Genomic DNA, 18,119 nt, shown 5'->3' on the forward strand with positions numbered 1-18,119 from the left:
GCGTCGAACCGACACGATGACCCCCACGACGCGTATCTCCACCACCACGCGAGGCCACGGTGGGGCGGCTGAGGCCGCCCCACCCGGGCCCCCCGCGCCTCGCACCCGCCGGCCCGGACGATGGCTGGCGTGGGGCTTCCTGGCGCCGACGGTCGTCTACCTGCTGGCCTTCTACGCCTACCCGCTCTACCGCAACGTCGAGCTGAGCCTGCGCGAGTACACCGTCCGCTCGTTCGTGCAGGGCGGCGCACCCTTCGCCGGCCTGGACAACTACCGCACCGTCCTGGCCGACCCGGCGTTCTGGCCGACGTTGGCACACACGCTGATCTTCACCGGCGCGTCGCTCGTCTTCCAGTTCAGCATCGGCATGGCCCTGGCCCTCTTCTTCCGCCAGCACTTCCCGCTGTCGGGCACCCTGCGGGCGCTGATCCTCGTACCGTGGCTGCTGCCGCTGATCGTGTCGGCCTCGACCTGGTCGTGGTTGCTCAACAGCGACTCGGGGTTGGTCAACGCCGCACTGGGCGTCGTCGGGATCGACCCGGTCAACTGGCTCACCTCGCCGACCTGGTCGCTCACCTCGGTGATCATCGCGAACATCTGGATCGGCATCCCGTTCAACCTGGTGGTGCTCTACAGCGGGCTCCAAGCGATCCCGGTCGAGGTCTACGAGGCGTCCGCGCTCGACGGCGCGACCGGCTGGCAACGGTTCTGGTCGATCACGTTCCCGCTGTTGCGCCCGGTCTCCGCGATCACGCTGCTGCTGGGGCTGATCTACACGCTGAAGGTCTTCGACATCATCTGGATCATGACCAGGGGCGGCCCGACCGGTTCCTCCGCCACGCTCGCCACCTGGTCGTACCGTCTCGGCTTCGGCAACCTGCTGCCCGAGTTCGGTCCGGGCGCGGCCGTCGGCAACCTGCTCATCGTGATGGCCCTGGTCGCCGGGCTCGTCTACATCAGGTCCCAACGGAGGCAGCACCTACGATGACCACGTCACCGCGTCGCGTCTGGTGGAAGACCGCAGTCGGTCTGGTGCTGACCGGGCTGATGCTCTTCCCCGTGTACTGGATGATCAACGTGTCGTTCACCCGGGACCAGGACATGCGCGCCAGTCCCCCGCACCTGTTCCCGACCAACGGCACGCTGGACGGCTACCGGGCCGTCCTCGACCAGCAACTGCCGTACCTCGGCACCAGCTTTCTCGTCGGGCTCGGCACTGTGGCACTGACCGTGGCGCTCGCCGCCCCCGCCGGTTACGCGCTGGCGAAGCTGCGGCCACCCGGCGGCCCGGCGCTGAGCTTCCTGCTGCTGATCGCCCAGATGATCCCGGGAATCATCATGGCGATGGGCTTCTACGCCATCTACCTCACCCTCGGCGTCCTCAACACGCTGCCGGGCCTGATCCTGGCCGACACGACACTCGCGGTGCCGTTCGCCGTACTGATCTTCACGGCCTTCATGTCCGGCATCCCCGACGAACTGCTCCAGGCCGCCGTGGTCGACGGCGCGGGACGGCTGCGCACCTTCTGGTCGATAGTGCTGCCGGTCAGCCGCAACTCGATCGTCACGGTGTCGCTCTTCGCGTTCCTATGGTCCTGGTCGGACTTCATCTTCGCCTCGACCCTGGCCGGCGGCGGCGACCACCAGCCGATCACCCTCGGCATCTACCACTACATCGGCAACAACAACCAGCAGTGGAACGCCATCATGGCCACCGCCGTCGTCGCCTCGATCCCCGCCGCCGTGCTGCTGATCCTGGCGCAGCGGTACGTCTCGATGGGCGTGACCGCCGGCGCCGTCAAGGACTGACCATCCGCGGCGGTCGAGGACTGACCACCCGCACCACAGAAAGGCACCCGCCACCCATGACCGTCGCCCCGTCCGGTCCGGAGTTCGGAATCCAGGACATCCCGTTCAGCTACCGCGGATCCTGGTTCAACATCTCCCCGGTGGTAGCCGAGAAGACGTACGCCGACGACCTGCACCTGGTGTCGCACCAGACCGGGCTGCACCCGGTGCTGCGCCTCTCCCCCACGGCCGCGGGCTCCACCGTCGTGGCCACGCCCGCGCTGCTGACCTGGCGTGCCGGTTCCGGTCACATCGAGGCCGTCTACGACACACCCGACACCCTGCGGATCCGGGGCCGGCACCTCGGGCTGCGGATCGCCGCGGCCGCCGGCACCCTCACCCCGTTCAGCGGCACCTACCTCTACCTCGACCCGGTCGACGGCGCACACGTCTTCACCTCGTACGAGACCGGGCGACGCTACCGCGTCACGGTGCTCTCCGGCGCGCTGCGCCGCGCCGACGGCGTCGAGGCGCTCGGCACCGCCGACCGCTGCCTGGACCTCCCCGGCGACGAGCCCTGGGAGATCGCCATCGAGGAGTACGCCACCGCCCGCCGGCCGTACGCCACCACCGTCCCCTTCGACCAGGTGTGCCGCGACCGCAGCGCCGAGTTCGCCGCGTTCGTCGACGCCATCGCGCCGTGGCGCGGCGCGGACACGCCCGCCGCCGAACTGGCCGCGTACGTGCTGTGGTCCGCCACCGTCGCCCCGGCGGGCTTCGTGACCCGACCCGCCGTCCTGATGTCCAAGCACTGGATGGACAAGGTGTGGAGCTGGGACCACTGCTTCAACGCGATCGCGCTCGCGGCCGGTGAGCCGGAGCTCGCCTGGCACCAGTTCCACCTGCCCTTCGACCACCAGGACGGCGCGGGCGCCCTGCCCGACTCGGTCACCCACTCGGAGGTCCTGCACAACTACGTCAAGCCGCCCATCCACGGCTGGGCGCTGCGCCACCTGCGCCGACGCCTCCCTGAGCCACCGGACCGGGCGGCGCTCGCGCAGACGTACGACCGGTTGGCCCGCTGGACCGGGTTCTGGCTCGACGCGCGCCGCGCGCCCGGCCACGACCTGCCGCATTACCAGCACGGCAACGACAGCGGCTGGGACAACGCCACCACGTTCGACGACGGCCGGGTCGTGCAGACCGCCGACCTGGCCGCGTTCCTGGTCTCCCAGCTGCGGTGCCTGGCCGACCTCGCCACCGAGCTGGGCGAACCCGCCGACCGGTGGTCCCGGGAGGCCGACCGGATCCGCGCGGCAATGATCGGGCAGCTGTGGGACGGTGAGCGCTTCACCGCCCGCAGCCCGCACACCGGGCAGCGGCGGACCAGCCGCAGCCTGCTCGATCTGATGCCCGTCGCTCTCGGCGCCGACCTGCCCGCCCCGATCGCCGACGCGCTGGCCCGGGGCGTCGAGACCCACCTCACCACGCACGGGCTGGCCACCGAACCGACGGACTCGGCCCACTACCTGGCCGACGGCTACTGGCGGGGCCCGATCTGGGCGCCCTCCACGGTGCTGGTCGAGGACGGTCTGCGGCGGGCCGGGCACACCGGGATCGCCGACGACATCAGCCAGCGCTTCCTCGCGCTGTGCGAGAAGTCCGGTTTCGCGGAGAACTTCGACGCCGAGACCGGCGCCGGGCTGCGGGATCGCGCGTACACCTGGACGGCCAGCAGCTACCTCATCCTCGCGGCCGCCCAGGAGGAACGCCGGGCCGCACGACGGTAGTCGGACGGCGCGGGCCCCGATCGGCGGGGCCCGCGCACGGGTGGAGGATCAGTCGGTCCGGACCGGGCCGGTGCTGGACCGCAGCGAGATGGGTGGGCTGTAGAGGCGGTGCCGCGGCACGCTGCCGGGGGCCGCGATGATCTCCAGCAGCAGTGCCACCGCCTCCGCGCCCATGTCCCGCATGGGCACGTCCGCAGCGGTCAGCGGTGGGCGGAAGTCCTCCGCCCAGTGCTGGGCGGCGACCCCGGTGACGGAGAAGTCGGCCGGAACGGACAACCCGGCGCTGGTCAGCGCCCGCTGCATGCCCGGCAACGCCGCCTCGTTGATGGTGGCCACCGCCGTGACGTCCGGGTGCGTCCCGAGCAACTGCTCGACGCACGCCTCACCGGAGGCCGTGTCATCACCGCAGCAGACGTCCACGCCGACCAGACCCCGTTCCGCCACCGCCGCCTGGAAACCGGCCAGGGCGCGGTGGCTGGGCCCGTAACCCGCCGCCACCAACTCGGCGGAGCGGTTGACCAGCGCCACGTGCCGATGCCCCAGATCGGCCAGGTGGTGCACACAGCGCGCGATCAGCCCGGCGTAGTCGATGTCGACCCAGCTCATGCCGTGCGCCTGCGCCGTCCGACCGATAGTGACGAACGGCAGACCCGTTCTGGCCAGGCGCGTGACCCGGTCGTCCTCCAAGCGGATCTCCATGAGGACCACGCCGTCCACCCGACGCCCGCTGACGATCCGCTCGAACGACCTGTCGTGGTCGCCACCGGACGGGGACAGCAGCACATCCAGGTCGTGGCGGGCGGCGGCCTCGACGACGCTGGCGACGAAGCCCAGCTGCATGTCGGTCAACCGCTGGCTCGCCGGTGGGATCACCAGCCCGAGGGTGCGCGTACGCCCCTCCTTGAGGGCGCGGGCGCTGGCGTTCGGCCGGTAGTCCAGCTCGTCGATGACCGCCTGGATCCGCTGCCGGGTCGCCTCCGAGACGGTCCGCTTGCCGCTCAGCACGTACGACACGGTGCTGCGGGACACCCCCGCCCGCCGGGCGATCTCCCCGATGTTCATACGCCGCCCTCGAATCGATTCCTGCCCCGACGGGGACGCGCCCAGCTCCGGTTCCGAGCATAGGCGCTTCGCGCCGACGCCCGGACGCCCCGCCCGGCCCGTTCGGCCTGCCCGACCGGGTCGACCCGCCCGTTGCGCCCGAGGCGACCCGGTCAGGAATCAAGAAGCGCCCGGCCGGCAGCCCGGCCTAGCCTTTTCCCAGGTAGCCGGCCTTACGCCGGGCCGGAGAACATCGAGAGGGAGCCCAACATGTCCGCGAAGACCTCCACGACCGAGTCCGACGGCTTCAGCGCCGAGGAGCGCGCCGCGATGAAGGAGCGTGCGGCCGAACTGCGCGCCGAGGGCAAGAAGGGCGCCAAGCGGGCCGACGGGTTGCAGGCGGTCCTCGACCGCATCGCGCAGATGGCGCCCGACGACCGCGCGCTCGCCGAGCGCGTGCACGTGGCGGTGACCGCCGCCGCCCCCGACCTGACGCCGAAGACCTGGTACGGCATGCCCGCCTACGCGAACGCGGCCGACAAGATCGTCGTCTTCTTCCAGGACTCCGGCAAGTTCAACTACCGCTACTCGACCCTGGGCTTCCAGGACACGGCCAACCTCGACGACGGTGACCTCTGGCCGGTGTCGTACGCGCTGCGGACCTGGAGCCCCGAGGTGGAGAAGAGGGTCGTCGAGCTGGTGCGCGCGGCGGTCTCCTGAGCCACGGCTCTGGCGCCCCTTGCGCGCGACGACGATGATCGCCAGGTGTCGTTCTGGGAGTTCGTCACGGACGTCGGAGTACCGCTGGTCCTCGTCGTCGGCGCTGCGGTCATCGCGGTCGGCGCGTTCACCGACCCGCCGGAGGAGTTCTCCTGGCCGCGCGGCTGGGAGTGGGCGTGGGTGGGCGTGTGGGTCATGGCGAGCGGCGAGGCGGCGTTCGGCACCGACCGACCGTGGTGGGAGCGCGCCTGGAAGGGCGCCGCGGCCCTGCTCATCGCGGTGGCCTGCGTGGTCGCCGTCTGGCGACACCAGCGGTGGCGCGGGCGGCCCCGAGGGACCGGTGGCGACGCGACGTAGTAGTCAGCGGGTGGGCAGCGCGCCCGGCCCGCCGCCGACGCGGGGCCGGCGGCGGGCGGGAACGCGCCAGCTCAGGTGGTCGTGCAGGTGATGTCGGTCGGCGGGTTGTTGGTTCCCGTCGCGGAGGCGAGGAAGCCGAACGTGGTGGAGCCACCGGCCGGCAGCGACCCGTTGTAGTCGACGTTCGTCACCCGCACGTTCGCACCGCTCTGGGTGTGCGTGCCACCCCAGATCTGGGTGATCGCCTGCCCGTTGGGGAACGTCCAGGAGACCGTCCAGCCCCGGATCGCCGTCGCGCCGGCGGTCACCGTGACCGAGCCCTGGAAGCCGCCCGACCACGAGTTCGTCACCGTGTACGTGGCCCGCGCGCCGGACGGCGAGGGCGTGCTGGACACGGTCGGCGTCGGCGTCGGGATCGGGCTCGGTGTGTCGGTCGGACTCGGGGTCGGCGAGACGGTGGGCGAGGGCGTGCTGGTCAGCGTCGGTGACGGTGTCACACCGGGCCGCGCGGCGCGGTAGGTGTGCCCGGCGCGGACGGCGAGTTGGACGACGTCCGTCTCGGGTCGGGTGGTGGTGGGCGTGCTGTCGTCGGTGACGTCGACGACGGTGAAGGAACCGGTGAAGAGCCGGCAGCGGAGTCGTAGGGTGCCGTCCCGGTCGGCGCGGACGCTGATCTCGTCGGCCTGCCCGCTGGTCCAGGCCACGCCGACGGTGTATCCGCCGCGAGCGCGGAGCCCCGCGACCTGGCCGGTGGGCCAGGCGCTCGGCAGCGCCGGCAGCAGGTGCAGCTCGCCGTTGTGGCTGTGCAGGACCATCTCGGCGATGCCGGAGGTCGCGCCGAAGTTGCCGTCGATCTGGAACGGTGGGTGCAGGTCGAACATGTTCGGCGCGAGCCGGTCGGTGCGCACGAGGTCCTTCAGGAGCTTGTGGGCGCGGGTGCCGTCCTCCAGCCGGGCCCAGTAGTTGATCTTCCACGCGAGGGACCAGCCGGTGCCGTCGTCGCCGCGCAGCTCCAACGTCCGGCGCGCGGCCTCGTACAGCTGCGGGGTGCCCCGCCTGGTGATCTGGTTGCTGGGATGCAGGCCGTACAGGTGCGAGACGTGCCTGTGGTTCCGCTCGGTCTCGACCCAGTCGGCGAGCCACTCCTGGACGTTGCCGCGCGAGCCGACCTTCGTGGGCGCCAGCCGGTCCCGGGCCGTGCGCACCTGGGAGCGGAACGTCGTGTCGACGCCGAGCACCTCGCTGGCGCGGGCGACCGCGTCGAACAGGTCCCGCAGGATCTGGTTGTCCATGGTGGGGCCCGCGCAGACACTGGCGTTCGAGTGGTGCGGCAGCTCGGGCGAGTTCGACGGGTTCGTGACCAGGTAGCCGAGCGTCGGGTGGGCCACCAGCGTGTCGAGGAAGAACTGGGCGGCGCCCTTGAGGGCCGGGTAGTTGGCCGACAGGAAGCCGACGTCGCCGGTGAACAGGTAGTGCTCCCAGATGAGGGTGGACAACCAGGCGCCGCCGGTCTGCCACATGCCCCACAGTGCCCCGTCGACGACCGAGGCGCCGCGCCACCCGTCCGTGTTGTGGTGGGTGACCCAGCCGCCGGCGCCGTACTGCGCCTGGGCGACGCGCGCACCGGTCACCGTGAGGTCCTTGATCATGTCGAAGACCGGCAGGAAGCACTCGGCGAGGTTCGTCGTGTCGGCGGGCCAGTAGTTCATCGGCAGGTTGGCGTTGATGGTGTACTTCGAGTCCCAGGGCGGCGTCATGGAGTCGTTCCAGATGCCCTGGAGGTTCGCCGGCTGGGTGCCCGGCCGCGACGAGGAGATCAGCAGGTAGCGGCCGTACTGGAACAGCAGGGCGGAGAACTGCGGGTCGTTGGTGCTCGCGTGCTGGGCGATCCGCACGTCGGTCGGCTGATCGGCGGCGGCCGTACGACCCAGGTCGATGCTCACCCGGTTGAACAGGGCCTGGTAGTCGGCGAGGTGCCGACTGCGCAGCTGATCGACGCCCACGCCCCGGGCGGCGGTGAGGCGGCTGCGCGCGATGCCCTGGTAGTCGCCGTTGACGATGCGGTAGTTGACGTAGCTGGAGCCGATCGAGATCAGTACGGTCACGCTCGTGGCGCCGGAGACGCGCAGGGTGCCTCCGGAACTGCTGACCGTGCCGCCGGTCGCGACCGCCTGGGCCAGGGCGAGGAAGCGCACCGACCCGTTGACGCCTTCCATGGCGCCGGAGATGCCGTCGACGGCGATCGTGGCGGCGTCCGGGCTCGACATGGTCGTCCGCTGCGGACTGTCGAAGGTGGCGTTGAACGTGATCGAGTTGGCGCGGTCGGCGGTCAGCCGGAGCACGATCACCCCGTCGGGAGCGCTGGCGAACGCCTCACGCTGGTACCGGACACCGTTGAGCACGTACGTCGTGGTGACGGTGGCGGTGGTGAGGTCCAGCGTCCGGTTGTACTGCGACGCGCTGGCCGAGGAGAAGGCCAGCCGGAGGTTGCCCACCGGCTGGTAGGCGAGCTGGCCGCCCGGGGTTCCCATCATCGTCTGGTTGATGAGGTCCTGCGCCTGGGTCCACTGGTCCGCGAAGACACGCCGCCGGATCTCGGCCAGGTTTGCCGCTCCCCGGGTGTTGGCGGAGTCGTACGGGCCGCCGGCCCAGATGGTGTCCTCGTTGAGCTGCAGCCGTTCGGTGTCGACGTTGCCGAACACCATCGCGCCGAGCCGGCCGTTGCCGATCGGCAGCGCCCGTAGCCAGTCGGTGCCCGCGGGTTCGTCGTACCAGAGGGCCATGTCGCCGGCGGCGAGCACCTGCGACGGCGCCACCGAGCCGGCGCGGGCGACGGCGGACCACGCGACCGGCAGCAGCGCGGCTCCGGCGCCCGCCGCACCGGCCCTCAGCACGTTCCTTCGTGTCACGTCAGGCATGGTCTCTCCAATCAGCGCAGCTAGCGGCGCAGGAGGGTGAAGAACGGCGCCCCTGCCGGGCCACCGTTGAGGAAGTCGAATGTCGGGGACGTGCCCACGGCCAGCGCGCCGTTCGAGGTCCCGTGCGAGACGTACGGCCGCTGTCGTTGGACGTGTGGTGAAGCGCCCTGCTGTTAGCGCTAACAAGTGCCGCCCGTTCGCACCCTGCAGCACCGTTCACAGCCGGGGACCGACGCCCCGAGCTCCCAGCGGCGCGTCAACTCACCCTCTATAGACCTTCGTAGATGGCAGTGCCGCTCGTCAAGAGATGTCGGCCATGTTTCCCGCCAGCGTCCCCGCGAGGTCGCGCGGCTGGCCCCCGCCCCGACGCGAGGACCGGGTTGCCATCCCGACGGCATCTTCGTAGCATCCAGGACACACGATGTTATCGCGAACATTCTGTGGCATCGGGCAGGGACCGCGCGGGGAGGTGCACCCAGTGTTCGCAGGCACGGCTGCCGTCTCGGGCTACCGCAATCCGGTCGTGCCCGGCTTCTATCCCGATCCGAGTGTCTGCCGGGTCGGCGAGGACTACTACCTGGCCTGCTCCAGCTTCGAGTACTTTCCGGGCGTACCGCTGCTGCACAGTCGGGACCTGGTGAACTGGCGACAGATCGGTAACATCCTCGACCGTCCCAGCCAGCTGGAGATCCCGCCGGACGCCGACGCGTCCCGAGGCATCTTCGCGCCGACCATCCGCCACCACGACGGCCGGTTCTGGATGATCACCACCAACGTCAGCCTGGGCCGCCACCTCATCGTCACCGCTCGGGACCCCGCCGGCCCGTGGTCCGAGCCGGTCTACCTCGACCTCCCCCACGTCGACCCGTCCCTGGCCTGGGACGACGACGGCACCTGCTGGCTGACGACCTCGGGGGTGGACGCCTACCGGATCGACCCGGACCGGGGTCAGGTGCTGGAGGGGCCGATCCCGCTCTGGTCCGGCACCGGCGGCCAGTACCCGGAGGCGCCGCACCTCTACCGGATCGGCGACTGGTGGTACCTGCTGCTCTCCGAGGGTGGCACGCACACCGGCCACGCCGTGTCGGTCGCCCGCGCACGCAGCCCCCGGGGGCCCTTCGAGCCCGCGCCGAGCAACCCCGTCCTCACGCACCGCAGCACCAACCTGCCGGTGCAGGCCGCCGGGCACGCCGATCTGGTGCAGGCCACCGACGGCAGCTGGTGGATGGTCCTTCTGGGCATCCGGGCGAAGGGCCAGTGGCCGCCCTTTCACGTGCTCGGCCGCGAGACGTTCCTCGCGCCGGTTCGCTGGGACGGCGGGTGGCCCGTCGTGGACGTCGTCCGGGAGGTCACCGCGGCGCCCGCCGGCAGCGCACCGGCCCTCGCGGCCCCGCCCGGCCCGGTCGCCCACCACGACGACTTCGACGCGACAACCCTCGCGCCCGGCTGGATCTCGCCCCGCTCCCGCCCCGACGCGGCCTGGTCGCTGACCGAGCGGCCCGGATGGCTCACCCTGCACGCCACCGGTACGACGCTGGACCGCGCCGGCGCGACGATGGTGGCGACGCGCCAGCGCCACCATGACTGCCGGGCCAGCACGCGGGTCGATCCGGGCAGCGGCACGACCGGGCTCACCATCCGCATCGACGAGGCGCACCACTACGACCTGGAGGTCGGCGGCGGCAGCGTCCGCGTCGTCGGCCGGGTCGGGCCGTTCCGGCAGGTCTTCGCGTCCCTCGACGTACCCGCCGGCCCGCTGGTTCTGACGATCGCCACCCGGACCCACTGCCTCTACCCGCCGACCGTGACCTCGGCCGCGGGGCTGGCGGCCGCTGACGAACCCTTCGGCGTACGCCCCGCCACCTCCGACATGATCGCGTTCGAGGTGGAGACCTCCGAGGGCCGCGTCCTGTTGGCCGAACTCGACGGGCGCTACCTGTCCACCGAGGTCGCCGGCGGCTTCACCGGCCGGGTCATCGGCATGTACGTGACCGGGGACAGCGCCGCCTTCGACTGGTTCGACTACCGGCCGGCAGCGCGGCCTACCGACTGAGCGCGGACCGGCTCGCCATCGAGGGATCACCGTAGACTCCCCGTGTGATCGAGGAGAGCCGGCGGCATCACGCGCGCAAGCCCCGGCGCGGTGACCTGCCCATCGCCACGATCGCCGAGCTCGCCGGGGTGTCCCCTCCCACGGTGTCGAAGGTTCTCAACGGTCGCGCCGGGGTGGGCGAGCAGACCCGGCAGCGGGTGGAGGCACTGCTGCGTGACCATGGCTACCGCCGGCCGGAGACCGCCGCGAGGACGCTCTGCATCGAGGTGCTCTTTCACCGGATGCTGCCCTCGATCGCCCTGGAGATCCTGCGGGGGATCCAGGAGGTCGCCGGCTCCCGGGACTGCACGGTCGGCTTCATCGACATCCGCCATCGGGTGGCGGCGGGGCTGCCCTGGATGGAGCCGCTGCTGCTGCGACAGCCCACCGCCGTCATCGCGGTCTGCTCCCTGGTCACCGCCGAGCACGGCAGACAGCTCACCGCCATGGGCATCCCGCTCGTGGCGATCGACCCGGTCGGCGAGCTGTTCCCCACGCCCGCCGTCGGGTCGAACAACTGGAGCGGCGCCCTGACCGCCACCCGGCATCTGCTGGACCTCGGCCACCGACGGATCGGCGTGGTCACCGGGCCGGAGCAGGATCTGTCGGCGCGGGCTCGCCTGGACGGCTTCCGAGCCGCGCTGGACCATGCCGGCGTTCCGTTCGACAGCAGCCTCGAACGGCGCGGAGTCTTCAGCTTCGAGGACGGCCGTGACCTCGGCCGCGAGTTGCTGACCCTGGCCGAACCCCCCACCGCCGTCGTATGCGGCAACGACCTGCAGGCGCTCGGCGTCTACACGGCGGCCTACGAGGCCGGTCTGCGAATCCCCGACGACCTCAGCGTCGTCGGCTTCGACGACGTGGACCAGGCGGCCTGGACCACGCCACCTCTCACCACGGTGCGACAGCCGTTCAGCGAGATCGGGGCCACCGCCGCCCGGCTCGCGTTGGCGCTGACCGACGGCCATGCGCTGGCCCAGGAGCGGTACGAGCTCGGCACCGCGCTGGTCGTGCGTGCCAGCACCGGGCCGCCCGGTTCGCGGTTGTCGGAGGCCACCCTCCGCCCGTGAGCCAGAAATTTCTTGGCGGCCATGTCGAGAAACGGCGCGCGGCTCCGTCCCCGAGGTGAACGTGACCGGAACGGGTCACACCAGCGAGGAGGAACACGACGATGGCGAAGTACCTGCTGCTGAAGCACTACCGCGGCGCCCCGGCCGGGGTCAACGACGTGCCGATGGACCGGTGGACGCCGGAGGAGATCTCGGCGCACATGCAGTACATGAACGATTTCGCGTCCCGACTGGAGAAGACCGGTGAGTTCATCGACGGTCAGGCGCTCGCCCCCGAGGGAGCGTGGGTCCGCTACGACGGCCCGGGACGCCCCCCGGTCACCGACGGCCCGTTCGCCGAGACCAAGGACCTCATCGCCGGCTGGATGGTGATCGACGTCGACACGTACGAACGCGCCGTCGAGCTGGCCGGCGAACTGTCGGCCGCTCCGGGGGCGGGCGGGAAGCCGATCCACGAGTGGCTCGAGGTGCGCCCCTTCCTGACCGAGCCCCCCACCATCGCCGAGTGACCTCGGCGATGAACGACGCACTGCTCCGGAGCCTCACGCCGGGCGTGCTCGGCATCCTCGTCCGCCGCGGAGCTGACTTCGCGGCGGCCGAGGACGCCGTACAGGACGCGCTGGTCGAGGCTATCCGCGTCTGGCCGGCCGACCCGCCGCGGGACCCCAGGGGCTGGCTGATCACCGTGGCCTGGCGCCGGTTCCTCGACACCACGAGGGCGGACGCCGCCCGTCGCCGTCGTGAGGACCTCGTCGACTCCGAGCCGGCGCCCGGGCCCACGCCGGCGGTGGACGACAACCTCCAGCTCTACTTTCTCTGCGCCCACCCGTCGCTGACGCCGTCGTCCGCCGTCGCGCTCACGCTACGGGCCGTGGGCGGGCTGACCACCCGTCAGATCGCCGACGCCTACCTGGTGCCCGAGGCGACCATGGCGCAACGTATCAGCCGGGCCAAACGCACCGTCTCCACCGTGCGGTTCGACCAGCCCGGTGACGTCGCGACCGTGCTGCGCGTCCTCTACCTGGTCTTCAACGAGGGCTACACCGGCGACGTCGACCTCGCCGCCGAGGCCATCCGGCTCACCCGGCAGCTCGCCGCCGCCATCGACCATCCCGAGGTGGCGGGGCTGCTCGCTCTCATGCTGCTGCACCACGCCCGACGGGCCAGCCGGACCGCGTCCGACGGCAGCCTGGTGCCGCTCGCCGAGCAGGACCGCGGCCGGTGGGACACCGCACTCATCGCCGAGGGTGTCGACATCCTCCAGGCGGCCCTCGCCCGCGACCGGCTGGGCGAGTTTCAGGCCCAGGCCGCCATCGCGGCGCTGCACGCCGACGCGCCCACCGCCGAGGAGACCGACTGGGTGCAGATCGTCGAGTGGTACGACGAGCTGGCACGCCTGACCGACAGCCCGGTCGTCCGGCTCAACCGCGCGGTGGCCGTCGGCGAGGCCGACGGGGCCCGGGCCGGCCTGGCGGCGCTCGCGGCGCTTGACGACTCGCTGCCCCGTCACACGGCGGTGGCGGCGTACCTGCACGAGCGCGACGGCGACCTCGCGACGGCGGCACGCCTGTACGTCGAGGCGGCCCACCAGGCCCCCAACCTCGCCGAGCGCGACCACCTGACACGCCAGGCCGCCCGGCTCAACGCCCGCCGACAGCGGTGACGGCGCCCGACCGACGCGGGCAACGCGCCGGTCGACGACGGCAACGACGCAGAGCACCTGTCATCCGGACCGGCTTCGACCGCCGGCCCCGCCGTCGTCGCGTGACGGGGCCGGCACGAGTGATCCCGCTCGGTCAGCGGTTCAGCGTGGCGAGCAGCGCGGTGCTCATGCCCTGCTCACCGCGCGCGTTCGGGTGGAAGGGCGCGGCCGCGTTCTGCGGTACCAGCCCCTCGACCCAACGGGTGCTGCTGCTCTTGCAGGCGTCCCGACCGATCGACGGCGTGTAGACGTCGGCGTAGGTGGCGCCGTTCGCCCCCGCGGCGCTGGCCAGCATGGCGTTGAGCGACTTCTCGATGCCGCGCAGGTAGGGCACGTCCTGGTAGGCGATCGGGACGACGGGCCAGCAGCCGTAGCCGCTGTCGGGCAGGATCGCCGGGTATCCGAGCACCACGATCCGCGCGCTCGGTGCGGCGCGGCGGATCGCCTGGAGCGTGGTCGTCACCTTCGGCACGGTGGCCGCGATCCGGGCCTGCAGCTGGTCGGTGCCGCCTGCGGTGTACCGGTTCTTGCACGGCGAGCCGAGGGGGCTGCTGAGGCTCGCCTCCGCGCATTCGCCGATGATGTCGGCGAAGCCGATGTCGTTGCCGCCGATCTGCACCGTGACCAGCGCCGTGCTCGACGTGACCGCGTTGAGCTGCGGTGGCAGGTTGATGCCCAGTTGGCCGCTGCCGCCGTAGAGGATGTCGTCGGTGGTGGCGCCGGAGCAGCTCACGTCGGCGAACGACGTCGAGCCGGCGGACGCGGCCACCAGGGAGGGGTAGTTGCGGTTCGACCGGAGACAGTTGAGGTCAACCTGGGTGGGGATCAGCGGACCGGCGGTGTACGAGTCGCCGAGCGCGACGTAGCGGCCGGTGGGGACCGCGGCGCTGGCGGGTGCGGCGACGGCGAACAGCACACCGGCGGTGGCCGCGGCGAGCGCGGCGAGTCGGGTGGCTGCCCGCAGGAGCGGCAGGCGGGGACGGGGCATGACGCCTCCCAGGGGAGATCGCGGTGGCGATGGTGGTGCCGAGATCCTGTCGCCGCCCACCGAGTGGCGTCAATATAGATGACCCTCACTAAATGCCGTCCCACAGTGTGGGTCAGGAGGGCTGCGCGGCAGGCCCCCCCGGCGTCCGCGCCGGACGTCGGCGACGTTGACGTCATATGTCGTACGAGTTAAATTGGCAGCGATCTATGTCGTTGGCTCCCTGTGGACCGGCAGCGGGCCCTCGCCGCCAACCACCCGCAAGGAGTGCACGTGCTCAGACGAAGAATGGCCCTCCTGCTCCCCGCGCTCCTCGCAGCCGCCCTCGGCACCGCTGTGGTCAGCGGCGCGGTCGTGCTCACCACCACGCAACCCGCGCAGGCGTTGGAGAACGGGCTGGCCCGCACGCCACAGATGGGCTGGAACGACTGGAACGCGTTCGGTTGCAACGTCAACGAGACGCTCATTCGGCAGACGGCCGACGCGCTGGTCTCCAGCGGGATGGCCGCGGCCGGATACCGCTACGTCAACATCGACGACTGCTGGTCCACCAAGCAGCGCAACGCCAGCGGCGACCTGGTCGCCGATCCGCAGAAGTTCCCGAGCGGCATCAAGGCTCTCGCCGACTACGTCCACGGCAAGGGCCTCAAGCTGGGCATCTACTCCTCGGCCGGGACCCTCACCTGCGCCGGGTACCCGGCCAGCATCAACTACGAGCAGCGCGACGCCAACCTCTGGGCGTCCTGGGGGATCGACTACCTCAAGTACGACAACTGCGGCGACCACCTCGGTCGGAGCGCGCAGCAGCGCTACACCGCGATGCGGGACGCGCTCGCGGCAACCAACCGGCCGATCCTCTACAGCCTGTGCAGCTGGGGGCAGGACAGCGTCTGGACCTGGGGCGCGGGGGTGGGCAACTCCTGGCGTACCACAGGCGACATCGGTGGGAACTGGAACTCCATCATGAGCATCCTCGACCAGCAGGTCGGCAAGGAGTCGTACGCCCGGCCGGGCGCGTGGAACGACCCGGACATGCTGGAGGTCGGCAACGGCCCCACCGACACCGAGTCCCGGGCCCACTTCAGCCTGTGGGCGCTGCTGAACGCCCCGCTGCTGGCGGGCAACGACATCCGCACCATGTCGGCGGCCACCCGCACGATCCTCACCAACACCGACGTGATCGCCGTCAACCAGGACTGGGGCGGCCAGCAGGGCCGCAAGATCAGTGACTCCGGTGACCTGGAGGTCTGGCGCAAGCCGATGTCCACCGGCGGGGTGGCCACCGTCCTGCTCAACCGGGGCAGCGGCACGACCACGATCTCCACGACGGCCAGCGCGCTCGGCCTCGGCAGCGCCGGCTCGTACGCGGTGCGGGACCTGTGGTCCCACACCACCTCGACGTCTACCGGCACGATCAGCGCGTCGGTGCCGGCGCACGGCGCCGCCATGCTCCTGGTCACCGGCGGTGGCACGCCCCCGCCGACCACACCTCCACCGACCACGCCTCCGCCGAGCACTCCCCCGCCGGGCTCGACGTCGACGATCCGCAGCACGTCCGCCGGCCGGTGCCTGGACGTCAACGGCGCGTCCCAGACCAACGGCGCCACGGCCATCATCTGGGACTGCCACGGCCAGGCCAATCAGTCCTGGACCTCGACGAGCGCCCAGGAGCTGCGGGTCTACGGAGGAAAGTGCCTCGACGTCTTCAACGCCGGCACCGCCAACGGGACGTCGGTGATCATCTGGGACTGTCACGGCCAGGCGAACCAGCAGTGGCGCTTCAACGCCGACGGCTCGATCACGGCGGTCGCCTCGGGCCGCTGCCTGGACCTGGTGGGCAACGGTACGGCGAATGGCACACGCACCCAGATCTGGGACTGCAACGGCGCGGCCAGCCAGCGGTGGAGCCGCAGCTGAGCGACCCGCCCCGACAGGCGGGGCCGGCCGGGCGCGGTCGCGGGCACCGACCCGCGTGTCGCCCGGCCGGCGCGCGCCGCGCCATGCTCACCCCTGCGGCACCCGGGCAACGTCCGACGCATAGCATTGCCACGGTTCGGGACGGCTCTGCTGAAACGAGGCGACATGCGTTGGCTCCAGCGGCTGCTGGGCGGCGGGCGGGTCCAGCTCGACCCGGGGCGGCAGCAGGCGCTGCTGCGAGACCTCCAGCACGGATACGGCACGCAGGCGCGGGTTCCGTTTCCCGCGCAGGTCGAAGCGGCGACCGGGATGCTGGGCGGCGACGACGGCCTGGTGGTGGCGGCCCGGATTCTGAACCAGGTCGCCGACGAGGCACACGCGGATCTGCTGGCGCAGGCGCAGGACATCCACCGGCGCACGGGCCGGCGGCTGCTGGTGCACCGGCGGAACTACCGGCCGCTGTGGATGGAGGCCGGTCCCGGGCTGCGGTGGCCGCTGTTCGCGTTGCCGTGCGGCTTCCACCCGTACGCCCAGGTGGCCGCCGCCGTCGCGGTGGTCGGCGGCCGGGCGGCCCGGCTCGATCGGGTGACCGATCCGACCCCGCTGGTGACCCACGTGTTCGAGGTGCTCGACCTCACCACCGCCGGCTGGGAGTACGGCCGGGTGCGGGTGGACACCGACGCCGCCGCGTTCGTCGATCGACTGATCACGAGCGCGGCGCAGATCCTCGCCGCGATGGACGACCCACCCCGGCTGCCACCTGCGGTCCGTGCGCTGATGCGTCGCAACAACACGGTGGACGTGCACGATCCGGCCGGCCCGCGCGCGGTGGGACGGATCAACCTGGGCGCGCGGATGCGCGAACAGTTGCTGGCCTGACGGCGGACCCGGGATCTCAGGCGCGGGCGTTCGCGCTCAGGAAGGCGAGCAGCAGGTCGGCCGTCTCGTCGGGGTACTGCACGTGCGGGTAGTGACCCGCGCCCTCGATGACTTCGAGCCGGCCCAACCCGGCCGGCAGCGCGGCCACGATCGCCTCCCCCTCGGCCCGCGGGTCGGCCCAGTCCGGGTCGAGCGACCCCTCGACGATCAGGGCCGGGCAGCGGACGTTGCCCAGCTGCGCCCCGGCGTCGACCGGCGCCGACTGGCCCATCTTGCGCATCGCCGCCATCCGGCCGGGCTCGCGCATCATGGCGTCGATCCGGGCCGTGCGGGCGGCCCAGTCGGCCGGCTTCCTTCCCGGGTAGGCGATGTCGAGGTAGCTGCGCCAGAGCGGCACGCTGCCCAGCAGGCCGGTGCCGAGCAGTCGGGCCATGCCCGTGCGGTAGCGGGCGACCCGCAGGTCGCCCAGCTTGATCGACTGCTTGCGGGTGAAGGGGGCCAGTTCGACGATGCCGGTGATCAGCTCGGGTGCCCGGGCGGCGGCGATGGTGGCGGCCCCGCCGGAGATCGAGTGGCCGACCAGCACGGCCGGACCGCCGAGGTGGCGGATCACCGCGAGCAGATCACCCGCGATGTCGGTGCGGCTGTAGGACTGCCACTGTGCGCTCGACTCGCCGCAACCCCGCAGGTCGACGGCGGCCACCCGGTAGCCGGCGGCCACCAGGCGCGGCACGACGAAGCGGTACGCCTCGCGGCTGTCGCCCATGCCGTGGGCGAGAAGGACGAGCGGCCCGGAGGCGCCGGTCACCTCGTACGCCAGGGTGCCGCCGTCGACGGTCAGATACTCGGTCATGGGATCC

The 18,119-nt window shown here is 71.7% G+C and carries 15 protein-coding genes; 11 read left to right on the plus strand and 4 right to left on the minus strand.

Going from position 1 to position 18,119, the window contains the following annotated elements; translation table 11 throughout:
• Positions 1-16: 16 nt before the first annotated feature.
• From AB0B97_RS19870 to AB0B97_RS19880, 3 genes are read left to right on the plus strand one after another with little or no spacing between them, the layout of a single operon-like run.
• Entirely contained in the window at positions 17-988 is a 972-nt protein-coding gene (locus AB0B97_RS19870) for a sugar ABC transporter permease (RefSeq protein WP_234582894.1), read from the plus strand.
• Positions 985-1,809 carry a carbohydrate ABC transporter permease gene (locus AB0B97_RS19875; protein WP_234582895.1) on the plus strand — a complete coding sequence of 275 codons (825 nt, stop codon included), beginning with the start codon at positions 985-987 and terminating at the stop codon, positions 1,807-1,809. The genes AB0B97_RS19870 and AB0B97_RS19875 overlap by 4 nt, the downstream gene beginning before the upstream one ends.
• A gap of 56 nt (positions 1,810-1,865) precedes the next feature.
• A complete protein-coding gene (locus AB0B97_RS19880; protein WP_357495322.1) occupies positions 1,866-3,578 on the plus strand; it encodes a trehalase family glycosidase in 1,713 nt (570 codons plus the stop codon).
• 48 nt (positions 3,579-3,626) lie between these two features.
• On the opposite strand, the gene AB0B97_RS19885 is transcribed toward AB0B97_RS19880, so the two are convergent.
• The gene (locus AB0B97_RS19885) at positions 3,627-4,640 is read right to left on the minus strand and encodes a LacI family DNA-binding transcriptional regulator (RefSeq protein WP_234582897.1); all 1,014 of its coding nucleotides are present in this window, start codon (positions 4,638-4,640) and stop codon (positions 3,627-3,629) included.
• Between the two features lie 249 nt (positions 4,641-4,889).
• Here AB0B97_RS19885 and AB0B97_RS19890 point away from each other — a divergent pair, with 249 nt between their 5' ends.
• Positions 4,890-5,339, plus strand: a complete 450-nt coding sequence (locus AB0B97_RS19890; RefSeq protein ID WP_357495325.1) for a hypothetical protein — start codon at positions 4,890-4,892, stop codon at positions 5,337-5,339.
• A gap of 45 nt (positions 5,340-5,384) precedes the next feature.
• Positions 5,385-5,696: a hypothetical protein gene (locus tag AB0B97_RS19895; RefSeq protein WP_357495327.1), complete on the plus strand. Its 312-nt coding sequence runs from the start codon at positions 5,385-5,387 to the stop codon at positions 5,694-5,696.
• Positions 5,697-5,767: 71 nt separating this feature from the next.
• On the opposite strand, the gene AB0B97_RS19900 is transcribed toward AB0B97_RS19895, so the two are convergent.
• Complete coding sequence (locus tag AB0B97_RS19900) at positions 5,768-8,614, minus strand: glycoside hydrolase N-terminal domain-containing protein (RefSeq protein WP_357495329.1); 2,847 nt, start codon at positions 8,612-8,614, stop codon at positions 5,768-5,770.
• Between the two features lie 478 nt (positions 8,615-9,092).
• Here AB0B97_RS19900 and AB0B97_RS19905 point away from each other — a divergent pair, with 478 nt between their 5' ends.
• The 4 genes from AB0B97_RS19905 to AB0B97_RS19920 all read left to right on the plus strand — a co-directional run bounded on the left by AB0B97_RS19905 (position 9,093) and on the right by AB0B97_RS19920 (position 13,439).
• On the plus strand, positions 9,093-10,667 hold the full coding sequence (locus AB0B97_RS19905) for a glycoside hydrolase family 43 protein (protein ID WP_357495331.1): 1,575 nt from the start codon (positions 9,093-9,095) through the stop codon (positions 10,665-10,667).
• A 44-nt stretch (positions 10,668-10,711) separates the two neighbouring features.
• Entirely contained in the window at positions 10,712-11,776 is a 1,065-nt protein-coding gene (locus tag AB0B97_RS19910) for a LacI family DNA-binding transcriptional regulator (protein WP_357495333.1), read from the plus strand.
• A 101-nt stretch (positions 11,777-11,877) separates the two neighbouring features.
• The gene (locus tag AB0B97_RS19915) at positions 11,878-12,285 is read left to right on the plus strand and encodes a YciI family protein (RefSeq protein ID WP_357495335.1); all 408 of its coding nucleotides are present in this window, start codon (positions 11,878-11,880) and stop codon (positions 12,283-12,285) included.
• A gap of 8 nt (positions 12,286-12,293) precedes the next feature.
• A complete protein-coding gene (locus AB0B97_RS19920; protein WP_357495696.1) occupies positions 12,294-13,439 on the plus strand; it encodes a DUF6596 domain-containing protein in 1,146 nt (381 codons plus the stop codon).
• Positions 13,440-13,572: 133 nt separating this feature from the next.
• On the opposite strand, the gene AB0B97_RS19925 is transcribed toward AB0B97_RS19920, so the two are convergent.
• Complete coding sequence (locus tag AB0B97_RS19925) at positions 13,573-14,466, minus strand: SGNH/GDSL hydrolase family protein (RefSeq protein WP_357495337.1); 894 nt, start codon at positions 14,464-14,466, stop codon at positions 13,573-13,575.
• A 270-nt stretch (positions 14,467-14,736) separates the two neighbouring features.
• Here AB0B97_RS19925 and AB0B97_RS19930 point away from each other — a divergent pair, with 270 nt between their 5' ends.
• Entirely contained in the window at positions 14,737-16,380 is a 1,644-nt protein-coding gene (locus AB0B97_RS19930) for a lectin (RefSeq protein ID WP_357495339.1), read from the plus strand.
• A 165-nt stretch (positions 16,381-16,545) separates the two neighbouring features.
• Positions 16,546-17,259, plus strand: coding sequence for a hypothetical protein (locus AB0B97_RS19935; RefSeq protein ID WP_234582908.1), 714 nt, complete (start codon positions 16,546-16,548; stop codon positions 17,257-17,259).
• Between the two features lie 16 nt (positions 17,260-17,275).
• Here AB0B97_RS19935 and AB0B97_RS19940 read toward each other — a convergent pair whose 3' ends face one another.
• Complete coding sequence (locus AB0B97_RS19940; protein ID WP_357495341.1) at positions 17,276-18,112, minus strand: alpha/beta hydrolase; 837 nt, start codon at positions 18,110-18,112, stop codon at positions 17,276-17,278.
• Positions 18,113-18,119 lie beyond the last annotated feature (7 nt).

This window comes from Micromonospora sp. NPDC049004 (genome assembly GCF_040649315.1).
In the GTDB taxonomy this organism is placed as follows: Bacteria; Actinomycetota; Actinomycetes; order Mycobacteriales; family Micromonosporaceae; genus Micromonospora.